Genomic DNA, 19,325 nt, shown 5'->3' on the forward strand with positions numbered 1-19,325 from the left:
GCGTATGCCGCAGGCGCATCAGCCCTTGCGGACCGAGCTCACCAGATAGTCCACCACTTGCAGCACGGTTTGCATGCTGCCAGCCATGGTGCCATCGGTGTAATAACGGCCGGCCACGCCCATGGAAGGCACGCCTTCGACGCCGTAATCGGCTTGCAACTGGGCCGCGCGGCGGGCTTGGTTGGCCACGTTGAAGGAGTTGTAAACCTCCTTGAACTTGGCGACGTCCACACCCTGGTTGCCCACCCAGGCAAAAATGTCTTCGTCCTTGGTCAGCTTGAGCTTTTCCACGTGGATGGCGCGGAACACCTTGGCGTGCACAGCGTCGAGCTTGCCCATGCCTTCCAGGGCGTAGTACAGCTTTTGCTGCGACAAAAAGCTGGCGTTGAACGCCACGGGCACGCGGCGAATGACCAGGTCCTTGGATGCCGCCTTGATCCAGGTGTCCAGCACGGGCTCAAAGGCGTTGCAGTGGGGGCAGCTGTACCAGAAGAACTCGATGACTTCGATCTTGCCAGCAGGCGCATCGGTCGCGACGGGCTTGGAGAGCTTTTGGAAGTCCTTGCCCTCCTTGAACTGGCGCACTTGCGCCATAGCGGGGGTGGCCATGGGCAGTGTGACGGCAGAGGCAGCAACCGCCGTGGCGGCGGACAGGGAAAACTCGCGACGTTTCATGAAAAGAACACTCCTTGATCTGGTCTTGGGGATGTGAGCGGCGTACCTGGAAAAAGTTCAGCAGCGGCCGGGCGCAAAAAACGTCAGCGCTGCACGCGCACCAGCGCGGACTCCACGCCGGTGTCGTCCAGTTTGTCCTTCAGGGCGGCAGCGTCATCCCGTTTGGAGAATGGCCCCACCCGCACGCGGAAGACCGGACGGCCATTTTGCTCGCGCTCGCTGACCCGGGCTTCCCAGCCCATCATGGCCAGTTTGGCGCGCTGGGCGTCGGCATCGGCCTGGGTGCGGAAGGCTCCGGCCTGAACAAAGTAATCGTAAGGGTCGGCCCCGCCGGATTCTGCGGCCTTGGCTTTGGCCAGGTCGCCCAACGGGTCGGCACTGGTGGCGGCGGGTTTGGCCGTGTCGGTTTTTTCCGGCTTGCTGGCAGCCGCTTTAGGGGCTGATGCGGCCGTCGCCTTGGGGTCTGGCGTGGCGACAGCCGTCTGGGCTGGCGTCACCGGGCCACTGGCGGCGGGGGCCGATGCGGCAGCCGCCTGCGCAGCGGCCTTGGCTGCAGACTTGCTGCGCAACGGCGAGTTGGGATCCCAGTCCTTGTTCTTTTGGGCCTCGGCGGCGTCTTGGTCCACCCCGCGTGCACTGCCTTTGTTCAAGAACGGCACGGGCACCTTGGTCACATACACGGCAACGGCCAGGGCAGAACCCAGCCCCACGATGACGCCCAGAATGAAACCCAGGATGGTTCCGCCCAACTGCTTTTTCTTCATGGTAGTTCCTGCTTACATTCTGGCCGGAGCCGACACACCCAGCACGGCCAAGCCGTTGTGCAACACCTGCGCCGTCGCGGCAACCAGCGCCAGGCGGGCTTTCTTGATCGCTTCGTCGTCCACCAAAATGCGCTCGGCATCGTAGTAGCTGTGGTAGGCCGATGCCAAATCGCGCAGATAGAAGGTGACGTCGTGCGGGGCTTCGCCGTCGGCTGCGGCCGTGAGCATCTCGGGGTACTTGGCCAGTTGCAGCATCAGGGCTTGGGCTTGCGGCCCCTCCAGGGCCGACAGATCTACCGCATTGAGCGCAGCGACGTCACCACCGCCCGCCTCTTGCCACGCGCGCAGCACCGATTGGATGCGGGCATGCGCGTACTGCACGTAGTACACGGGGTTGTCGTTGTTCTGGGCCACAGCCAAGTCCACGTCAAAGGTGTACTCGGTATCGGGCTTGCGGGAGAGCAAGAAGAAGCGCACCGCGTCCTTGCTGGTCCACTCGATCAGGTCGCGCAGCGTGACGTAGCTGCCCGCACGCTTGCTGATTTTGACCTCTTCGCCACCGCGCACCACGCGCACCATGGTGTGCAGCACGTAGTCTGGGTAGCCTTGTGGAATGCCCACATCGGCCGCCTGCAGGCCAGCGCGCACCCGTGCGATGGTGCCGTGGTGGTCTGTGCCCTGGATGTTGACGACCTTGGTGAAGCCGCGCTCCCATTTGGCGATGTGGTACGCCACATCGGGCACGAAGTAGGTGAAGGTGCCGTCCTGCTTGCGCATGACGCGGTCCTTGTCGTCGCCGTAGTCTGTGCTCTTGAGCCACAGAGCGCCGTCTTGCTCGTAGGTTTTGCCGTTGGCCACCAGCTTGTTTACCGTGGCCTCGACGCGGCCGCTGGTGTACAGGCTGGACTCCAGGTAGTACTCGTCAAAGTGCAGGTTGAACGCCTGCAGGTCCTTGTCCTGCTCATTGCGCAGGTAGGCCACCGCAAACTGGCGGATGTTGTCGTAGTCCTCGACATCGCCATTGGCGGTGAATTCGCGGTCATCGGCCTTGACAGTGGCCTTGGCCTTGAAGGCCTCGGCAATGTCGGCGATGTAGTCGCCGTTGTAGAAGTTCTTGGCCAGCGGGTTGTCGCTGTCGGTGGGCCAGCAGTCGTCGCCGGGCTTGAAGCCCTTGGCGCGCAGTTGCGTGCTTTTGGTCAGCGTATCGATCTGCACACCCGCGTCGTTGTAATAAAACTCGCGGTGCACGTTCCAGCCCTGGGTGCTGAACAGGTTGCAGATGGCATCGCCCAGCGCAGCTTGGCGGCCATGGCCCACGTGCAGCGGGCCCGTGGGGTTGGCCGACACAAACTCAACCAACACGCGCTGACCGTTGCCAGGCTGATAACCAAAGCGCTCGCCAGCGGCCAACACCTCGCGCACGATTTCTTGCTTGGCGGCGGGCTGCAGGCGGATGTTCAGAAAGCCTGGTCCGGCGATTTCAATGCCCGCCACCCAGCGGGCAAAAGCGGGCGTGGCCTCCAATGCAGCCTTGAGTTGCTCGCCCAGCGCACGGGGGTTGAGCTTCAGCGGCTTGGCCAATTGCATGGCTGCAGTGCAGGCAAAGTCGCCATGGGCAGCAACCTTGGGGGATTCAAAGGCCGCCTTGGCGCCTGCGCCGGGCGAAATGGCGTCCAGCGCGGTAGCCAATGTGGCCAGGAGTTCGTTTTTGACAGAGAGCATCGGATGATTTTACGGGGCGCCACCTGTGGCGCTGTAAACGCAGTGACCAAGCACGCCACAGACAAGAGGCCACACAGGCCCGAAAGCACCGATCAACACCCGCCAAGGCCTCAAAGTAAGGCGGGCCATGATCGACAAGTCACCGATTTACGTGAAGCGCAACATATCGTAAGAAACAGGCCCCATGATGCGGAGCTGTCAGCGCCGCCAGAATCTGGCGCGTTGAAACCCTACCATCCATACCGGATTGGTTATCGATGTTCCTAAAACATTCTGGAGCCCCTATGAAAAAGCTTCTCTCCCTGACCGCCCTGAGCCTGGCCCTTTCGATCAGCGCAGCCCATGCCGCCGATGCACCTGCCGCCGCTGGGGCAGCAGCACCTGCAGCCAAGACCGCTCCAGCCCCCGCCGCCGCACCGGCAGCAGCCGCCCCTGCAGCGCCTGCCTCCGCTCCAGCGGCAGCGCCCACCAAGCAACAATCCAAAATGGCCACCTGCAACACAGAAGCGGCAGACAAGAAGGGCGATGAACGCAAGGCGTTCATGAAGACTTGCCTGAGCAACAAGCCTGCGACGCAGCAAGACAAGATGAAGACCTGCAATGCAGACGCCAAGGCCAAGACGCTCAAGGGCGACGAACGCAAGGCATTCATGAGCGAGTGCCTCAAGAAGTGAGGGACTGGGCGGTTCCCACTATCCGCCCACCCCACACGGAAAAGCCCGCCAGATGCGAATCTGGCGGGCTTTTTCATTGGGGCTATGTACTGCGCTCAGTGCCCGTTACCACCCACGCGCCCAGAACACGGCAATCACCGCCACCACAGGCAGGATGTGCGACTGCACCATGACCCAGCGGCGGGTGCTGCGCACTTCGGCCTCGCCGGGTAATGCCCCCGTGCTGTTCAGCACTTTGAGCCAGCGGCGAAAGGTCAGCGTGGGCTTGATGGAGATCAACCCCATCAGCACGAACAAGGTGATCTTGATGTGGAACAGCGGCTGTGACACATACCAGGACAGCCCTTTCACCCCCAGATACAGGCGCGCCAGACCCGTTGCCAAAAGCACCACGGCCGCGATGCCGTAGATCAGGTCCAGCCGCGCCAGGCGCTTGACCACAGCAGCGTTCATCCATTCGGAGCGGCACAGCGCGGCTTCGCTGGTCAAAAAGACCACCAGCGTGAGGATGGCCAGCAAGTGCAATGCGGCCAAAACGGCTTCAAGAGTCATGGAGTTTCCTTGGTATGCCCCGGTGAGACCGCCATTGTGCTTGAGGCCCATCCCACACGGCCCCAGAAAAAAGCGGCGCAGGCCCTGAAGCCTGCGCCGCGTTGGTCGAACCCCAGGGGAAACGAATCAAGCCACCGTGCGTGCCGCAGCCCCCACAGGTACGTCGGCAGTCACCACCGGTGCGGCGGCCGCCACGGCGGTGGCAGGCAGTGTGTGGCCGTTGAGTGCGGCATCCAGGCGTTCGTGGTCCAGCGCGTTTTCCCAACGCGAGACGACCACCGTGGCCACGGCGTTGCCGATGAAGTTGGTCAGCGAGCGGCATTCGCTCATGAAACGGTCCACACCCAGGATCAGCGCCATGCCGGCCACTGGCACTTCAGGCACCACGGCCAGGGTGGCGGCCAGGGTGATAAAGCCCGCGCCCGTCACGCCTGCAGCGCCCTTGGACGACAGCATCGCCACCAGCAGCAAAGCGACCTGGTGGCCCAGCGTCAGTTCGGTGTTGGTGGCCTGGGCGATGAACAGGGCCGCCAGCGTCATGTAGATGTTGGTGCCGTCCAGGTTGAACGAGTAGCCCGTGGGCACCACGAGGCCCACCACCGACTTGCTGCAACCGGCCTTTTCCATCTTTTCCATCAGCGATGGCAGGGCAGACTCGGACGACGAAGTGCCCAGCACCAGCATCAGCTCGGCCTTGAGGTAGCGGCACAGCTTGAGCACCGAGAACCCACACAGGCGGCAGACAAAGCCCAGGATGACCAGCACAAACAGCAGAGAGGTGATGTAGAACGAGCCCACCAGCCAAGCCAGGTTAACCAGCGAGCCCAAGCCAAACTTGCCAATGGTGAACGCCATGGCGCCGAAGGCACCCAAAGGGGCTGCCTTCATGACAATGCCTACCACCTTGAACACGGGTGTGGTGAGGGCTTCCAGAAAGTTCAGCACGGGGCGGCCAGGCTCGCCCACCATGGCCAGGCCCACGCCAAACAGCACGGCCACCAGCAGCACCTGCAGGATGTTGTCGCCCACGAAGGGACTGACCAGGGTCTTGGGAATGATGTCCAGGGCAAAACCCGTGAGCGTCATCTCGTGCGACTTGGCCACGTAGCCCTTCACCGCCGTCTGGTCCAGATCTGCCACGTTGATGTTCATGCCCGCGCCGGGCTGAACCACGTTGGCCACCACCAGCCCGACGACCAGCGCCAGCGTGGAGAAGAACAGGAAGTACGCCATGGCCTTGCCGAAGACGCGCCCCACGGTGCTCAGCTGCGACATGCCTGCGATGCCGGTCACGATAGTCAGGAAGATCACCGGGGCGATGATCATCTTCACCAGCTTGATAAAGGCGTCGCCCAGCGGCTTGAGCGCTTCGCCATAAGAGGGCTCGAAGTGGCCCAACAGCACGCCCAGGACGATGGCCAACACCACCTGGAAGTACAGTTGCCGATAGAAGGGCAGCTTCAAAGTCGAGGCTGCTGGAGCGGAATGGTTGTGCATGGGGCGGGTCTCCAAAAATCGCGGGGCGCACCACCGGGGTGCAACCGGAGCGCGTTAAGGGTGCCGTTTGTACTGCTGCAATTTGTTTCAGCCGATAACCTATTGGTATTAGTCCCAAGCCGCCCCATAGGAGAGCACGCGTGCTCATATAGGGTAATCACCTAGTCCCCAAGAGGGTGCGGCACACTCTCCACCGCGCCAGACTGCCCCGCACGCCCTCCACAACACCCCGTTTTCCCATGCCCACGCCCCGTATTCGCCAACTCTGGACGCTGCTGATCCTGCTCGCAGGCACAGTGGCCAGCATGTTCGCGGCGGGCCAGTGGGCATGGCATCGGTCCATGCTGGACGAAAGCGAGAGCGTGCAGCGCCAGCTGGGCCTGTACGGACAGGCGCTGGCCCAGCGCATCGACCGATACAGAACCCTGCCCGAGGTGCTGGCGCTGGACGCGCAGCTGCAGGGGGCCCTGCAGCACCCCCTGAGCGCTGCCCAGGTGCAGCAGCTGAACCTCAAGCTGGAGCAGGCCAACGGCGCCAGCCAGTCATCCACCCTCACCCTGCTCAACCGCGAGGGCCTGGCTGTGGCGGCCAGCAACTGGCGCACGGCCACCAGCAACGTGGGCGTGGACTACAGCTTTCGCCCCTACGTGCAGCAGGCGCTGGCCCAGGGGCGCGGCAGCTTCTACGGCATTGGCGTGACCACTGGCGAGGCGGGCTACTTCCTGTCGCAGGCCATCCGCGACGAAACCGGCCACATCCTGGGGCTGGTGGCCATCAAGATTGCGCTGCAGGAGCTGGAACGTCAATGGCTGCAAACGCCCGACATCGTCCTGGCCTCGGACGCGCACGGGGTCGTCTTTTTGGCCAGCCAGGACGCCTGGCGCTACCGCCTGCTGGAGCCCCTGGACGACGAAGAACGCCGCGAGCTGAACGCCACGCGGCAATACGCCGACCAGCCCCTGCGCCCCCTGGACATGCGGGTGGACGAGCACATGGACAACGGTGGCCGCCTGGTGCAGGTGCAGCCTGCGCACGACATGCCCACCCTGCCCGCACGCGTGCTGTGGCAAACCCAGCCACTGCCCGGCACGCCCTGGCAACTGCACCTGGTGCACGAAACGCACAGCAGCGTGGCCGACAGCCGCTGGGCCGCCGCAGCCGGGGGGGGCGGCTGGCTCGCCTTGTCGCTATTGGTGCTGTTTGTGCGCCAGCGCCAACGCCTGGCTCGCCTGCGCCAGCGCAGCCGCCAGGAGCTGGAGACCGTGCTGCAACAGCATGCGCAAGAGCTGCGCACCGCGCAAGACGGCATCGTGCAGGCCGCGCAGCAGGCAGCGCAGCAGACGGACACGGGCCTCTCGCGCAGCCTGGAGCATCTGCCCCAGGGCGTGGTCATCATCGACGCCGACCTGAAACTCGTGGCCTGGAACTCGCGCTACGTGCAGCTCTTTCGCTACCCCGCCGACCTGATGCAGGTGGGCCGCCCCATCGAAGACCTGATGCGGCACAACGCCCGCCGGGGCCTGCTGGGCCCCGGCCCGGTGGAAGAAGCCATCGAGCGCCGCCTGGCCCACCTGCGCAGCGCCACCCCCCACCTGCACGAAAGCGCCAAGGACGACGGCACCGTGCTGGAGATCCGGGGCAACCCGCTGCCCGAGGGCGGCTTTGTGACCAGCTACGCCGACATCACCAGCTACAAGAACGCTGCGCGCGAGCTGCGCTCGCTGGCCGATGCGCTGGAGCAGCGCGTGGCCGACCGCACCCGCGACCTGGACGCCGCACGGCGCGAGGCCGAGCAGGCCAACCGCTCCAAAACCCGCTTTGTGGCCGCCGCCGTGCACGACCTGCTGCAGCCGCTGAACGCCGCGCGCATGTTCAGCTCGCTGCTGCGCAGCCACCTGCAGGGTGATGCCGCCCAGCATGCGGCCGACAGCATCGAAGGCGCGCTGGCAGCGCAAGACGCCATCCTCAACAGCCTGCTCGACATATCGCGCATAGAGTCGGGCCAAATGGATGTGCATATCCATGACGTGGCCCTGGGACCGCTGCTGCAGGTGCTAGGCCACAATTTTGGGGTGCTGGCCGAAAGCCAGGGGCTGAAGCTGCGCTGCGTGCCCACACGCGCCGTGGTGCGCACCGACGAGAACCTGCTGCGGCGCATCGTGCAGAACTTTGTCTCCAACGCCATCCGCTACAGCCGGCACGGGCGCATCGTGGTGGGCTGCCGCAAGGCCGGAGACCACCTGCGCATTGAGGTGCACGACCAAGGCCCCGGCATCCCCGAGGCGCTGCAGCGCGAGATCTTTGAGGAATTCCGCCGTCTGGACGAGGGCCGCGCCGACGACCGGGGCACAGGCCTGGGCCTGGCCATCGTCGAGCGACTGGGCCGCCTGCTGGGGCACGAGATCGGACTGCGCTCGCAGCTCGGGCGCGGCAGCGTGTTCTGGGTGTGCGTACCGTTGGGCGACCCAGCCGCCGCGCAACACACCGCCGCCCCGGCTACCACCCAGCAGCCCGGTGACGACGCGCCGCTGCGGGGCAGCAGCGCCTGGGTGATCGAAGACGACGGCCCCACCTGCGCCGCCACACGCGCCTTGCTGCAACGCTGGGGCTGCGACGTGCCACTGGCAGGCGGCCCGCAACAGGCACTGGAGCAGGCTCGCCCAGGGCAGGCGCCCCAGCTCGTGTTGCTGGACGTGCACTTGGGTGCTGGCCACCAGGGGCCCGAGGTGTATGCCGAACTGTGCCAACGCTGGGGCCAAAGCCCCGCCGTGATCTTGGTCACCGCTGAGCGCGACGCAACACTGCGCCGCCAAGCCGCCGAACGCGGCTGGGGCTTTCTGGCCAAGCCGGTGCGAGCCCCAGCGCTGCGTGCGCTGGTGAGCCAGACGCTGCTGAGGTTGCAGCAGGGCATGCTTTGATGCTATGTTTTCAATAGCGCATAGCGCTTAATTTATAAGCGCTAGGTACCTATTTCGCCTTGAAGTAGGTGACCCTCTTGCCATCCGATGCGGTGGCCACGTCCTTACGAGCCTCCAGCAAGCCAAGCACGCGCAGCGCCATGGCCGCCGGGTCTTCAGCCCGTGCGGCATGGGTCTGGATGTGCTTGAGCAAGCCTTCACGTTGCCGGGGCTTGTTAGTGGTCATTTTTTGAAGGCTGGACAGCACCGCCCGCGCCACCTGGGCTGCAGTGGGGGATTGCGCCGTCTTCGCCAAGGTCTTACCAACGGCAGGGATGGGCGGCTTGGGTGGGGTCGAAGCAGCGGACTTCTTCAGCACCGGCGGCTGTGCGGGCACTTTGGCTGCAGATGCTTTCTTTGCAGCGGCGGCCTTTGCAGTCACCGCCTTGGGAGCCGCTTTTTTGACCGCAGGGTGGGCCACAGCAGCAGGTGGATAGGACACCGCATCGCCCTTGACCACCACCCGCTTCCGCGCCTGCAATTGCGCCAGGGCGTGCGATGTGCGCGCAGACCTGGCACTGGGCTCGCCCAACCAACTTTGCAGCAGCACCAACAGCGCATCCTTCTGCACGGGGCGGTGAGGTGGAGCCAGCCCATCCAGTTGTGCCAGCAGTTGCTGCATGTCTGCCCGCGTGGCCTGGGTGCGGGCCGGAGCAGCTTTTGCAGGCGCAGGCCGTTGTGCCACAGCTTTCGCTGTGGTCTTGACCGTCGCCTCCACCGCAGGGTTCACCGCCGACGGGGGCTCTGGCTGCGGCACTGGCGCGGACTTCAGTGCGATGGGTGAGGCGGGCGGTGTCAGCATCCTGCGAAACCCATACCGCTGCGCATCAAACCCCAGCTCCCTTGCATGCGCGAGCATGGGTTCATAACCCTGGTCGTTGGAAACGACCACAAACGTGCCCTCTGGCTGACGGGCCGAGATGTATCCAACGTAGTAAGCCAGCTGAAAATCCAGCGCGTTTCTGCCCGCTCCCGTTCTCGGGACCTGCGTCACCTGCTCTGCCCCGTAAACCTGCTGATGTCCTGCAGGGTCCACGGTCTGATGCGGGCCATGGAACAACCACACATGCGTGCCCTGCGGCACCAGGGCCTGGAGTTCATCGCCCTTGGGCTGCACGTTTTCCCAATCGACGAGCAAGTGCACCCTGGGGGCTGTCGGTGCTGGCATGGCCGCCACAACGGCAGCGGGCGTGGGAGGCTCCAACTCCGGGTGCTTGGGTGGGTGTTCAAGCGCCTTGGCACGCAGCGTCTGCTCCACGGCCTCTGGCAGATCAACCCCAGCCTGGTCTGCCAGTTGCACCAGACACAACAGCACGTCGGCGATCCGATGGGCCACGCGCTCTTTGTGGACAGGGTCGCGTGCCACACCCCGCGATTCGCTCAGCGTCGTCCACTGGAACAGCTCCAGCAGTCCCGCCGCCTCCACCGTCAGCGCCATGGCTAAGTTCTTTGGCGCGTGGCGAGACTGCCAATCACGGGCTGCAGCAAAACTGCGCAGCCGGGTTTGTAGCGCTGGAAAATCCACCCCTCACTCCTATTTTCATAGCTGCCAGCGCTTAATTGACGTGCGCCAGAGCCTATTTTTATCAAAACCGTCCCGTCAAACGGGCTCCGTCCCCTCCGCCTCCAGGCTCTTGACCAGCACCGCCGCCTGCGTGCGGCTGTAGCAAGCCAGCTTCTTCAGGATGGCGGTGACATGCACCTTCACGGTGTTCTCGGCCAGGCCCAGCTCGGCAGCGATCTGTTTGTTGAGCAAACCATCCGCCAAACACAGCAGCACGCGGAACTGCTGCGGAGTGAGCTGCGCCAGGCGCGCGGCCAGCTCGGCGTCGGCCTCGGAGCGCTCGGCCGCCATGGGCGGGAACCAACTGCCGCCGTCGAGCACGGCGGCAATCGCTTCGCCCATGGCCTCGGCGGGGGCCGACTTGGGGATGAAGCCCGCCGCACCGAACTGCTGCGCGCGGCGGATGACGCGCGGGTGGTCGTTGGACGAGATGATGACCACGGGCAGCTCGGGGTATTCGCCGCGCACATGCAGCAGGGCCGAGAAGCCGCGCGCGCCGGGCATGCTCAAGTCCAGCAGCACCAGCTCCACCTCGGGGTGCTCTTGCAGCGCCTGGCCCAGGGTGGCGGCGCTGGCGGCCTCGAGCGTGCGGAAATGGGGCAGACGCTCGCGCAGCACATGCAGCACAGCAGCGCGGAACAGGGGGTGGTCGTCAGCGACGAGGAGCGTGGGCTCGGTCATGGGCTCAGTCTGCCACGGCGCAGGCGGCCTGGGTTGCATGAAGAGCCGCTTGAAGGGGCATCACCGCCCCTCCCAAAACGCAGGCCGCGCGTATTGCTGCTTGAGGTAGTCGATCCACAGCCGCACACGCAGCGGCAGGTGCTTGCGCTGCGGGAACACCACGTAAATGCCGTTGGGCGGTGCAGCGAACTCGCCCAGCACCTCCACCAGGCGCCCGGCGGCAATCTCGGCCTCCACCTCCCAAGTGCTGCGCCAGGCAATGCCGTAGCCCGCCAGGCACCAGTCGTGCAACACCTGGCCGTCGGAGCAGTCCAGCGGGCCACCGGGCTTGAGGTGCAGCAGCTCTTGGCCACCGCCCTGGGTCGGGATGCGGAACGCCCAGCCACGCACTTGCGAGGCTTCGCTAGACAGCGTGAGGCAGTCAAACTGCACCAGCTCGCTCGGGTGGTGGGGCGTGCCGTGGCGCTGCAAATAGGCGGGCGTGGCCACGCACAGGCGGCGGTTGTCGGCAATGCGCAGGCTCACCAGCGAAGAATCCGGCAAGTCGCCCACGCGCACGGCGCAGTCATAGCCTTCGCCCGCCATGTCCACCACGCGGTCGCTGAGGTTCAGGGAGATGGTCACGTCCGGGTGCAATTCGCGAAAGCGCGGCACCAAGGGTGCGACATGGCGGCGCCCAAAGCCTGCCGGGGCGGTGATGCGCAGTTGCCCCGTGGCCTTCACCCCGCCCGCAGAGACGCTGGCCTCGGCATTCGCCACGTCCGCCAGCATGCGCTGGCAGTCTTCCAAAAAGGCGCTGCCCTCGTGCGTGAGGCTGATGCGCCGCGTGGTGCGCACCAGCAGCTTCACGCCCAAGTGGGCCTCCAGCGCGTCCAGGCGGCGGCCCATGATGGCCGGGGCCACCCCTTCGGCCTTGGCGGCGGCGGTGAGGCTGCCGCGCGTGGCTACCGACACGAAGGATTCAAAGGCTTTGAGCTTGTCCATGGCAAATTTTTTGTATGAAATTGGCATCCAGCGCTTTATAAATAAGCGCTAGCAGCTCACTTTTTGATAGCAAATATCCTCAAGCGGCCATCGTATCTACTTTTGCAAAAAAGTCACTGGTTTAGAGATTTTCAGCATCTTTATACACATGGATATTTGCAATACAGTGTGTCCATCGTCGCCAGTTCCGGCATTTTTCATTCCTTCTTCCAGAGAGCTTTTCCATGACCGACCGCACCTCCCTCCACGGCCTGCAAGTGGCCACCTCCCTGTTCCGCTTTGTCGAAGACAAGGTGCTGCCCGGCACCGGTGTAGGCAGTGCCGATTTCTGGAAGGGTTTTGACGCCATCGTGGCCGACCTGGCCCCGCGCAACATCGCCCTGCTGGCCGAGCGCGACCGCCTGCAGACCGAGCTGGACACCTGGCACAAGGCCAACCCAGGCCCCATCCAGAACATGGTGGCCTACCGCAGCTTTCTCGAAAAGATCGGCTACCTGGTGCCCCAGCCCGCCGAGGTGAAGGCGACCACCGCCAACGTGGACGATGAGCTGGCCACCCAGGCCGGGCCGCAACTGGTGGTACCCATCCTGAACGCACGCTATGCGCTGAACGCCGCCAACGCCCGCTGGGGCAGCCTGTATGACGCGCTGTATGGCACAGATGCCATCAGCGAAGAAGGCGGCGCCACGAAATTGGGTGAAGGGGGCAAGGGCTACAACCCCGTGCGTGGCGCCAAGGTGATTGCGTTTGCACGCCAGGTGCTGGATGACACCGCGCCGTTGACCGCTGGCTCGCACAAGGATTCGACGGGCTATCGTGTAGACGGCGGGCAGCTGGTCGTGTCGCTTGCCAATGGCGCCACCACAGGCCTCAAGGACGCATCGCAGTTCAAGGGCTACCAAGGCAACGCCGCCGCGCCTTCGTCGGTGCTGCTGCAGCACAACGGCCTGCATCTGGACATCCAGATCGACCGCACCACCCCCATCGGCCAGAGCGACGCTGCGGGCGTGAGCGACCTGGTGCTGGAGGCCGCGCTCTCCACCATCCTGGACCTGGAAGACTCCGTGGCCGCCGTGGACGCCGAGGACAAGGTGCTGGGCTACAGCAACTGGCTGGGCATCATCCAGGCTACGCTGACCGAGCAGGTCTCCAAGGGTGGCAAGACCTTCACGCGTGGGCTGAACCCGGACCGCGTCTACACGGCTCCAGCCGGTGGCGAGGTCCGCCTGCATGGCCGCTCGCTGATGTTCTTGCGCAATGTGGGCCACCTGATGACCAACCCGGCCATCCTATGGACCGACGCGCAAGGTGCAGAGCGCGAGATCCCCGAAGGCATCATGGATGCGGTGGTGACCACAGCCATCGCCCTGCACGACCTACAAGGCCACGGCAAGGACGGAATCCGCAACTCTCGCAAGGGCAGCGTGTACATCGTCAAGCCCAAGATGCACGGCCCCGCCGAAGTGGGCTTTGCTGCCGAGCTGTTTGGCCGCGTCGAGAAGCTGCTGGGCTTACCTGACAGCACCGTCAAGCTGGGCATCATGGACGAAGAGCGCCGCACCTCCGTCAACCTCAAGGCCTGCATTGCCGCCGCATCGAGCCGCGTGGCGTTCATCAACACCGGCTTCCTGGACCGCACGGGCGACGAGATGCACACCGCCATGCTGGCGGGCCCCATGATCCGCAAGGGCGACATGAAGACCAGCGCCTGGATCCAGTCGTACGAGAAGAACAATGTGCTGGTGGGCCTCTCCTGTGGCCTGCGCGGCAAGGCGCAGATCGGCAAGGGCATGTGGGCCATGCCCGACCTGATGGCAGAGATGCTCAAACAGAAAATTGCCCACCCCAAGGCCGGTGCCAACACCGCCTGGGTGCCAAGCCCCACGGGCGCCACGCTGCACGCGCTGCATTACCACCAGGTAAAGGTGAGCGACATCCAGATCGAGCTGGAAAAGACCGACGTGAACGCCGAGCGCGACAACCTGCTGACCGGCCTGCTGACCATCCCCGTCACCGCCAACCCCACCTGGACCGACGCTGAAAAGCAGCAAGAGCTGGACAACAACGCACAGGGCATCCTGGGCTACGTAGTGCGCTGGGTGGACCAGGGCGTGGGCTGCTCGAAGGTGCCCGACATCAACGACGTGGGCCTGATGGAAGACCGTGCCACGCTGCGCATCAGCAGCCAGCACATGGCCAACTGGCTGCACCACGGCGTGGTGACCGAGGCCCAAGTGCGCGAAACCTTCGAGCGCATGGCCGCCAAGGTGGACAAGCAAAACGCTGGCGATGCGCTCTACCAGCCCATGGCCGGCCACTTCGACACCAGCATGGCCTACCAGGCGGCGTGCGATCTGGTCTTCAAGGGCAAGGAGCAGCCCAGCGGCTACACCGAGCCGCTGCTGCATGCCTGGCGCCTGAAGGTGAAGGCCTCGGCAAAGTAAGAGGTCACTATAAAAACAATAGCTGCTAGCGCTTATAAATTGGGCGCTAGTGGCTATTTTTTATGGATATTGCATACAGGCTATCTCTGGAATCACCTACACAGCCAACGCCGCCTGCGTGGCATTTAAAAGACAAGCGCTCTGGCAAACGCGCAGTACACCTCAAGTTTGAAATGGAGGATGTCGAAAATAGAAGTGAGTAACCACCCTTGATTCGACATGCACATCCACCACCTCTCCATCGGCAGCCGCTTGGCGCTGGCGTTTTCTGCCGTGATTTTCCTCACGGCGGCCATTCTGGGCATTGGCATCTGGCAGCTGCAGGCCATTGCCAGCGAGACCGATGCCATGATGGAGCGACCGCTGACCAAGGAGCGCTTGGTCTCTGACTGGTATCGCACCATCCACACCAGCGTGCGTCGCACCACCGCAGTGGCCAAGAGCTCCGATCCGTCTCTGGCCACATTCTTCGCCCCTGAAAACGCAGAGGCCTCGCGCAACTCCACAGAGCAGCAAAAGCAAATCGAGGCCCTGCTGGAAACGCCCGAGGAAAAGGCCCTGTTTGCCACGTTGTCGCAAGCCCGCCAGCGCTACATTGCGGCACGCGATGCGGTGAACAAAGCCAAAGCCGATGGCCAGGCCGAGGAGGCAGAAAAGCGTTTCGACAGCGATTTCCGTCCCGCAGGCGTGGCTTATCTGGACAGCCTGCAAGCCCTGCTGGACCAGCAGCGCGCCAGCATCAATACCGCCGCAGCGAACGTGCAAAGGGGCTACACCCGGGGCCGCGTGCTCATGATCAGCTTGGGCGCGTTGGCACTGCTCACTGCTACGGCCCTGGCGTACATCATCACCCGCAGCATCACCCGCCCCCTGCACCGCGCCGTGGTGGTGGCCCAGACGGTGGCCAGTGGAGACCTGAGCACCCAGGCCGGTGCCGCCGCCAGCGCCCGCGACGAAACCGGCCAACTGCTGCGCGCACTGGATGCCATGAGCGAGCAACTGCGCTCCACCGTCGGTCAAGTGCGCCAGGGGGCGGAGACGATTGCGCTGGCCTCCAGCGAAATTGCGCGGGGCAATCTGGACCTGTCCAGCCGCACGGAAGAGCAAGCCAGCGCACTGCAGGAGACGGCAGCGTCCATGGAGCAGATGACCGCCACCGTGCGACAAAACGCAGACAACGCCCGGCAAGCCAACCAGCTGGCACAAGACGCATCCAGTCTGGCCCAGCGGGGCGGCACAGTGGTGGGCAATGTGGTGAGCACGATGGGCGGGATCCACACCGCCTCCCGCAAAATCGTGGACATCATCTCGGTCATCGATGGCATTGCCTTCCAAACCAACATCCTGGCCCTGAACGCGGCCGTGGAAGCCGCCCGCGCGGGCGAGCAGGGGCGCGGCTTTGCCGTAGTGGCTGGCGAGGTCCGCACCCTGGCCCAGCGCAGTGCAGCGGCAGCCAAGGAGATCAAGGGGTTGATCGACGACTCGGTGCAGCAAGTGGACGCGGGCAACCGGCTCGTAGAAGAGGCGGGCACCGTCATCCGCGATGTAGTGAGTGGCGTGCAGCGCGTGACCCACATCGTGGGCGAGATCAGCGCGGCCAGCCAGGAACAGACGGGTGGCCTGGAACAGGTGAACCGGGCCATCGCCCAGATGGACCAGGTCACCCAGCAAAATGCCGCCCTGGTGGAAGAGGCGGCCGCCGCCACAGGCTCGCTGGAATCCCAGGCTACCCAACTGGTGCAGGCCGTGGCGGTTTTCAGCTTGGGCAATGCAGATGCCGGGCGGCTGCAGCGTCACCCCGGCGCTGCGTTGCCCATCGCGGCCTGACACGGGGCACGGCGCCCTCGGGCCGAGGGCGGGCAAGAAGGTACGCCAGCCCCCCTACACTGCATGAGCCCTCTGCCCCCTCATCCCGATTGAACGCCGTGACCCCAGACCCATCGTCGTGCCCCCTGTGCGGCCAAAGCAACCAGTGCGCCATGGAGGCGGGGCTGGGCATTGAGGCGTGCTGGTGCACCGCGACCCCCATTGAGCCCACGGCATTGCAAGCCATCCCCCAAGCTTCGCAAGGCAGGGCCTGCCTGTGCCCCGCCTGCGCCACCCGAGCCCACCCGCCACAGGGTGGCGGGCCAGCCAAGGCAAACCCGAGTGGGCACTAGGCACGGACCACGCCGATATGATGGGTCTTTAGCGTTTTCAACCCGAAAGGACTCCCACTATGCCCACCTATCACATCGAAATGATGGAAGGCCGCACGATCGAGCAGAAGAAAAAGCTCGTCGCAGAAATCACCCGCGTCTCGGTCGAAATCCTGGGCGGCTCGCCCGAGTCGGTCGACATTCTCATCACCGATGTGAAGCGGGAAAACTGGGCCACCGGCGGCACGCTGTGGACTGAGCGCAGCTAGCCCCAACCCTGACCGGCATTTCCATGGGCACGCAACCATCCGGCTCGCTGGCCGTATTGCAAGAACGCTACGGCCAACGCTATCGGTGGTTGCTGCTGCTTTCTGTGATGGTGGGCACCATGGCCTCCATCATGTCGTCCACCATTGTGAATGTGGCCATCCCGGACATGAGCCATTACTTCACGTTGGGGCAAGAGCGCGCCCAATGGGTGACCTCTGGCTTCATGGTCGCTACCACCGTGTCCATGCTGACCACCCCGTGGCTGCTGGCTCGCTATGGGTACCGGGCTACGTATGTGGGCGCCATGCTCATCCTGCTGCTCGGTGGCGTAGGGGGTGGTTTGGCACAGAATTTTGGCCTGGTCTTGCTGGCCCGCGTGGCAGAGGGCCTGGCCGCTGGGGTCGTGCAGCCCATTCCTGCCGTCATCATTCTTTATGCATTTCAGCCCCATGAACAAGGCCGCGCCAGCGGCATCTTTGGCATGGGTGTGGTGCTGGCCCCGGCAATTGGCCCCAGCATTGGCGGCCTGCTGGTCGACTGGTTCGGCTGGCGCTCCATCTTCTTCATGGTGGTGCCGCTGTGCCTGGCCTCCATCTGGCTGGCCTACCGGTTTGTGCCCATGACGGCCCCGGGAGGAGTCCCTGCCAATCGCTCCGGTGAAGGGCTGGACTGGCGCGGCCTGCTACTGGGCACAGTGGGGACCTTGTGCTTGCTCAACGGGCTGGTGTCGCTGCATGGCGGCACGGGCGCGGAAGCGGGCGTCTTGCTGCTGGTGGCGGTGGGAGCCTTTTTTGGGTTCATTGCCTGGCAAAAGCGCATGGCGCGCTTGGGAAAAAAGCCTTTGATGGATTTACGGCTCTTCCAATTTCGCCAATTTGCGATGGGCAGCATCGTGGCCTTTATCTACGGCACCGCCCTGTTTGGCTCCACCTATCTGCTGCCGGTGTTCATGCAACTTGGGCTGGAGCTCACTCCCTCGCACGTGGGCACGTTGATGCTGCCGGCAGGCATTGCTTTGGCAATCACCATTGCCTGGGTGGGCCGCCTGGCAGACCGCCATCCCACCCATGTCCTGGTCAGTGCGGGCCTGGCACTGCTAGCCGCCTCGTTCGCGCTCATGCTACTGATCAGCTTACAGTCCACGCTATGGATGCTCATCGCCTTCGCCATCCTTGGGCGCATTGGCCTGGGCTTCATTCTTCCCTCGCTCAACCTGGGAGCCATGCGCCCGCTGGACAAGGCGCTGATTTCCCAAGGCTCCAGCGCTATTGGCTTTGTGCGCATGCTCGGTGGCGCAGCTGGCGTGAGCCTGTGCGGCATTGTTCTGGAGTGGCGCATCGCCGCCCATGGCGCATCCTTGTCGCTGGGGCCCAGCAATCCCCAAAGGATTGCAGCCTTCGGAGAGACCTTCCTCATGCTGGCCGCGCTGTGCCTGATCGCCATGATGGCCGCATGGCAGTTGCGAGAAAAGCCCGCAGCCGGCCCAAAATCTGCAAAATAACATTTAATAGCGCTCATCATGTGCCAACTGCTGGGAATGAACTCCAACACGCCCACGGACGTGACTTTCAGTTTCAAGGGCTTTGCCCAACGTGGCGGCAACACTGCCGACCACTCCGACGGCTGGGGCATCGCATTTTTTGAAGATCGGGGCCTCAGGCACTTTGTGGACCATTTGCCTGCGGTGGATTCGCCGATTGCAGACCTGATTCGGCGTTATCCCATCAAAAGCCGCAATGTCATTGCCCACATCCGCAAGGCCACCCAGGGCGTGGTCGCACTGCAAAACTGCCACCCTTTCGTGCGCGAGCTGTGGGGGCGCTATTGGGTGTTTGCCCACAACGGCGATTTGAAAGACTTCCGCCCCCGGTTGCACTCCCATTTCCATCCCGTGGGCAACACCGATAGCGAGCATGTTTTTTGTTGGTTGATGCAGGAGTTGGCCAAGTCACATGCCTGCTTGCCACCGATTGACGAGCTCACACTGACTCTCAAAGAGCTCACACGCTACATTGCGCCCCATGGGACGTTCAACTGCTTACTCTCCAATGGTGAGGCCTTGTGGGCCCACGCCACAACCCAGCTTCATTACATCGAGCGCCAGCACCCCTTCAGTGAGGCACAACTGTCTGACGAAGATGTACTCATTGACTTTGCCAAAGAAACGCAACCCACAGACCGCGTTGCCATCATCGTCACAGCACCGCTGACCAGCAATGAGCGCTGGACCGCCTTCAACTCTGGCGAATTGGCCGTTTTTGCGGATGGAGTGAGGCGGAGCTGATTGAACTGGCAGCGGCCCCGACACAACGAGCACACAGAGCAAGCGATCTGGCTTACTGGCGCGCGCAAACGTCAAAAGCGAGGGTGTCGGGTACTCGAACAGCAGCCGCTAGTGCAAGG

15 protein-coding genes and 1 pseudogene are annotated in these 19,325 nt (G+C 63.9%); 8 read left to right on the top strand and 8 right to left on the bottom strand.

Translation table 11 applies throughout. The features are described 5' to 3' along the window. Window positions 1-18 precede the first annotated feature (18 nt). The 3 genes from C8C98_RS05845 to argS form a co-directional block, all read right to left on the bottom strand. Window positions 19-675: a thiol:disulfide interchange protein DsbA/DsbL gene (locus tag C8C98_RS05845; protein ID WP_121453501.1), complete on the bottom strand. Its 657-nt coding sequence runs from the start codon at window positions 673-675 to the stop codon at window positions 19-21. A gap of 83 nt (window positions 676-758) precedes the next feature. Continuing rightward, window positions 759-1,439 carry an SPOR domain-containing protein gene (locus C8C98_RS05850; protein ID WP_121453502.1) on the bottom strand — a complete coding sequence of 227 codons (681 nt, stop codon included), beginning with the start codon at window positions 1,437-1,439 and terminating at the stop codon, window positions 759-761. 12 nt (window positions 1,440-1,451) lie between these two features. Next, a complete protein-coding gene (gene argS, locus C8C98_RS05855) occupies window positions 1,452-3,161 on the bottom strand; it encodes an arginine--tRNA ligase (RefSeq protein ID WP_121453503.1) in 1,710 nt (569 codons plus the stop codon). A gap of 284 nt (window positions 3,162-3,445) precedes the next feature. On the opposite strand from argS, the gene C8C98_RS05860 reads away from it, so the two are divergent. Continuing rightward, window positions 3,446-3,835 (top strand): PsiF family protein, encoded by a 390-nt coding sequence (locus C8C98_RS05860; RefSeq protein WP_121453504.1) that lies wholly within the window; start codon window positions 3,446-3,448, stop codon window positions 3,833-3,835. Window positions 3,836-3,940: 105 nt separating this feature from the next. Here C8C98_RS05860 and C8C98_RS05865 read toward each other — a convergent pair whose 3' ends face one another. Together C8C98_RS05865 and C8C98_RS05870 are read right to left on the bottom strand one after the other, a co-directional pair. Beyond that, a complete protein-coding gene (locus C8C98_RS05865) occupies window positions 3,941-4,387 on the bottom strand; it encodes a DUF2214 family protein (protein ID WP_121456057.1) in 447 nt (148 codons plus the stop codon). Between the two features lie 126 nt (window positions 4,388-4,513). Then, window positions 4,514-5,884 (bottom strand): dicarboxylate/amino acid:cation symporter, encoded by a 1,371-nt coding sequence (locus C8C98_RS05870; protein ID WP_121453505.1) that lies wholly within the window; start codon window positions 5,882-5,884, stop codon window positions 4,514-4,516. A gap of 239 nt (window positions 5,885-6,123) precedes the next feature. On the opposite strand from C8C98_RS05870, the gene C8C98_RS05875 reads away from it, so the two are divergent. Beyond that, complete coding sequence (locus C8C98_RS05875; RefSeq protein WP_121453506.1) at window positions 6,124-8,802, top strand: PAS-domain containing protein; 2,679 nt, start codon at window positions 6,124-6,126, stop codon at window positions 8,800-8,802. 49 nt (window positions 8,803-8,851) lie between these two features. On the opposite strand, the gene C8C98_RS05880 is transcribed toward C8C98_RS05875, so the two are convergent. The 3 genes from C8C98_RS05880 to C8C98_RS05890 all read right to left on the bottom strand — a co-directional run bounded on the left by C8C98_RS05880 (window position 8,852) and on the right by C8C98_RS05890 (window position 12,070). Beyond that, window positions 8,852-10,279, bottom strand: coding sequence for a PIN domain-containing protein (locus C8C98_RS05880; protein WP_370450342.1), 1,428 nt, complete (start codon window positions 10,277-10,279; stop codon window positions 8,852-8,854). A 162-nt stretch (window positions 10,280-10,441) separates the two neighbouring features. Next, a complete protein-coding gene (locus tag C8C98_RS05885) occupies window positions 10,442-11,086 on the bottom strand; it encodes a response regulator transcription factor (protein ID WP_121453508.1) in 645 nt (214 codons plus the stop codon). Between the two features lie 60 nt (window positions 11,087-11,146). Beyond that, window positions 11,147-12,070, bottom strand: a complete 924-nt coding sequence (locus C8C98_RS05890) for a LysR family transcriptional regulator (protein ID WP_121456058.1) — start codon at window positions 12,068-12,070, stop codon at window positions 11,147-11,149. Window positions 12,071-12,294: 224 nt separating this feature from the next. Between C8C98_RS05890 and C8C98_RS05895 the strand changes: the two genes are divergently transcribed. The 6 genes and pseudogenes from C8C98_RS05895 to C8C98_RS05920 all read left to right on the top strand — a co-directional run bounded on the left by C8C98_RS05895 (window position 12,295) and on the right by C8C98_RS05920 (window position 19,206). Then, window positions 12,295-14,514, top strand: a complete 2,220-nt coding sequence (locus C8C98_RS05895) for a malate synthase G (RefSeq protein ID WP_121453509.1) — start codon at window positions 12,295-12,297, stop codon at window positions 14,512-14,514. 219 nt (window positions 14,515-14,733) lie between these two features. Continuing rightward, window positions 14,734-16,341 (top strand): methyl-accepting chemotaxis protein, encoded by a 1,608-nt coding sequence (locus C8C98_RS05900; RefSeq protein ID WP_121453510.1) that lies wholly within the window; start codon window positions 14,734-14,736, stop codon window positions 16,339-16,341. Between the two features lie 98 nt (window positions 16,342-16,439). After that, the gene (locus tag C8C98_RS05905) at window positions 16,440-16,673 is read left to right on the top strand and encodes a cysteine-rich CWC family protein (protein ID WP_255423163.1); all 234 of its coding nucleotides are present in this window, start codon (window positions 16,440-16,442) and stop codon (window positions 16,671-16,673) included. 56 nt (window positions 16,674-16,729) lie between these two features. Further along, window positions 16,730-16,921: pseudogene (locus C8C98_RS05910) on the top strand (4-oxalocrotonate tautomerase); the annotation flags it as partial. 23 nt (window positions 16,922-16,944) lie between these two features. Then, window positions 16,945-18,423 carry a DHA2 family efflux MFS transporter permease subunit gene (locus C8C98_RS05915; RefSeq protein WP_121453512.1) on the top strand — a complete coding sequence of 493 codons (1,479 nt, stop codon included), beginning with the start codon at window positions 16,945-16,947 and terminating at the stop codon, window positions 18,421-18,423. An 18-nt stretch (window positions 18,424-18,441) separates the two neighbouring features. Further along, window positions 18,442-19,206: a class II glutamine amidotransferase gene (locus tag C8C98_RS05920; RefSeq protein ID WP_121453513.1), complete on the top strand. Its 765-nt coding sequence runs from the start codon at window positions 18,442-18,444 to the stop codon at window positions 19,204-19,206. Window positions 19,207-19,325: the final 119 nt, after the last annotated feature.

It is taken from the genome of Acidovorax sp. 106, from assembly GCF_003663825.1.
GTDB lineage: Bacteria > Pseudomonadota > Gammaproteobacteria > Burkholderiales > Burkholderiaceae_C > Acidovorax.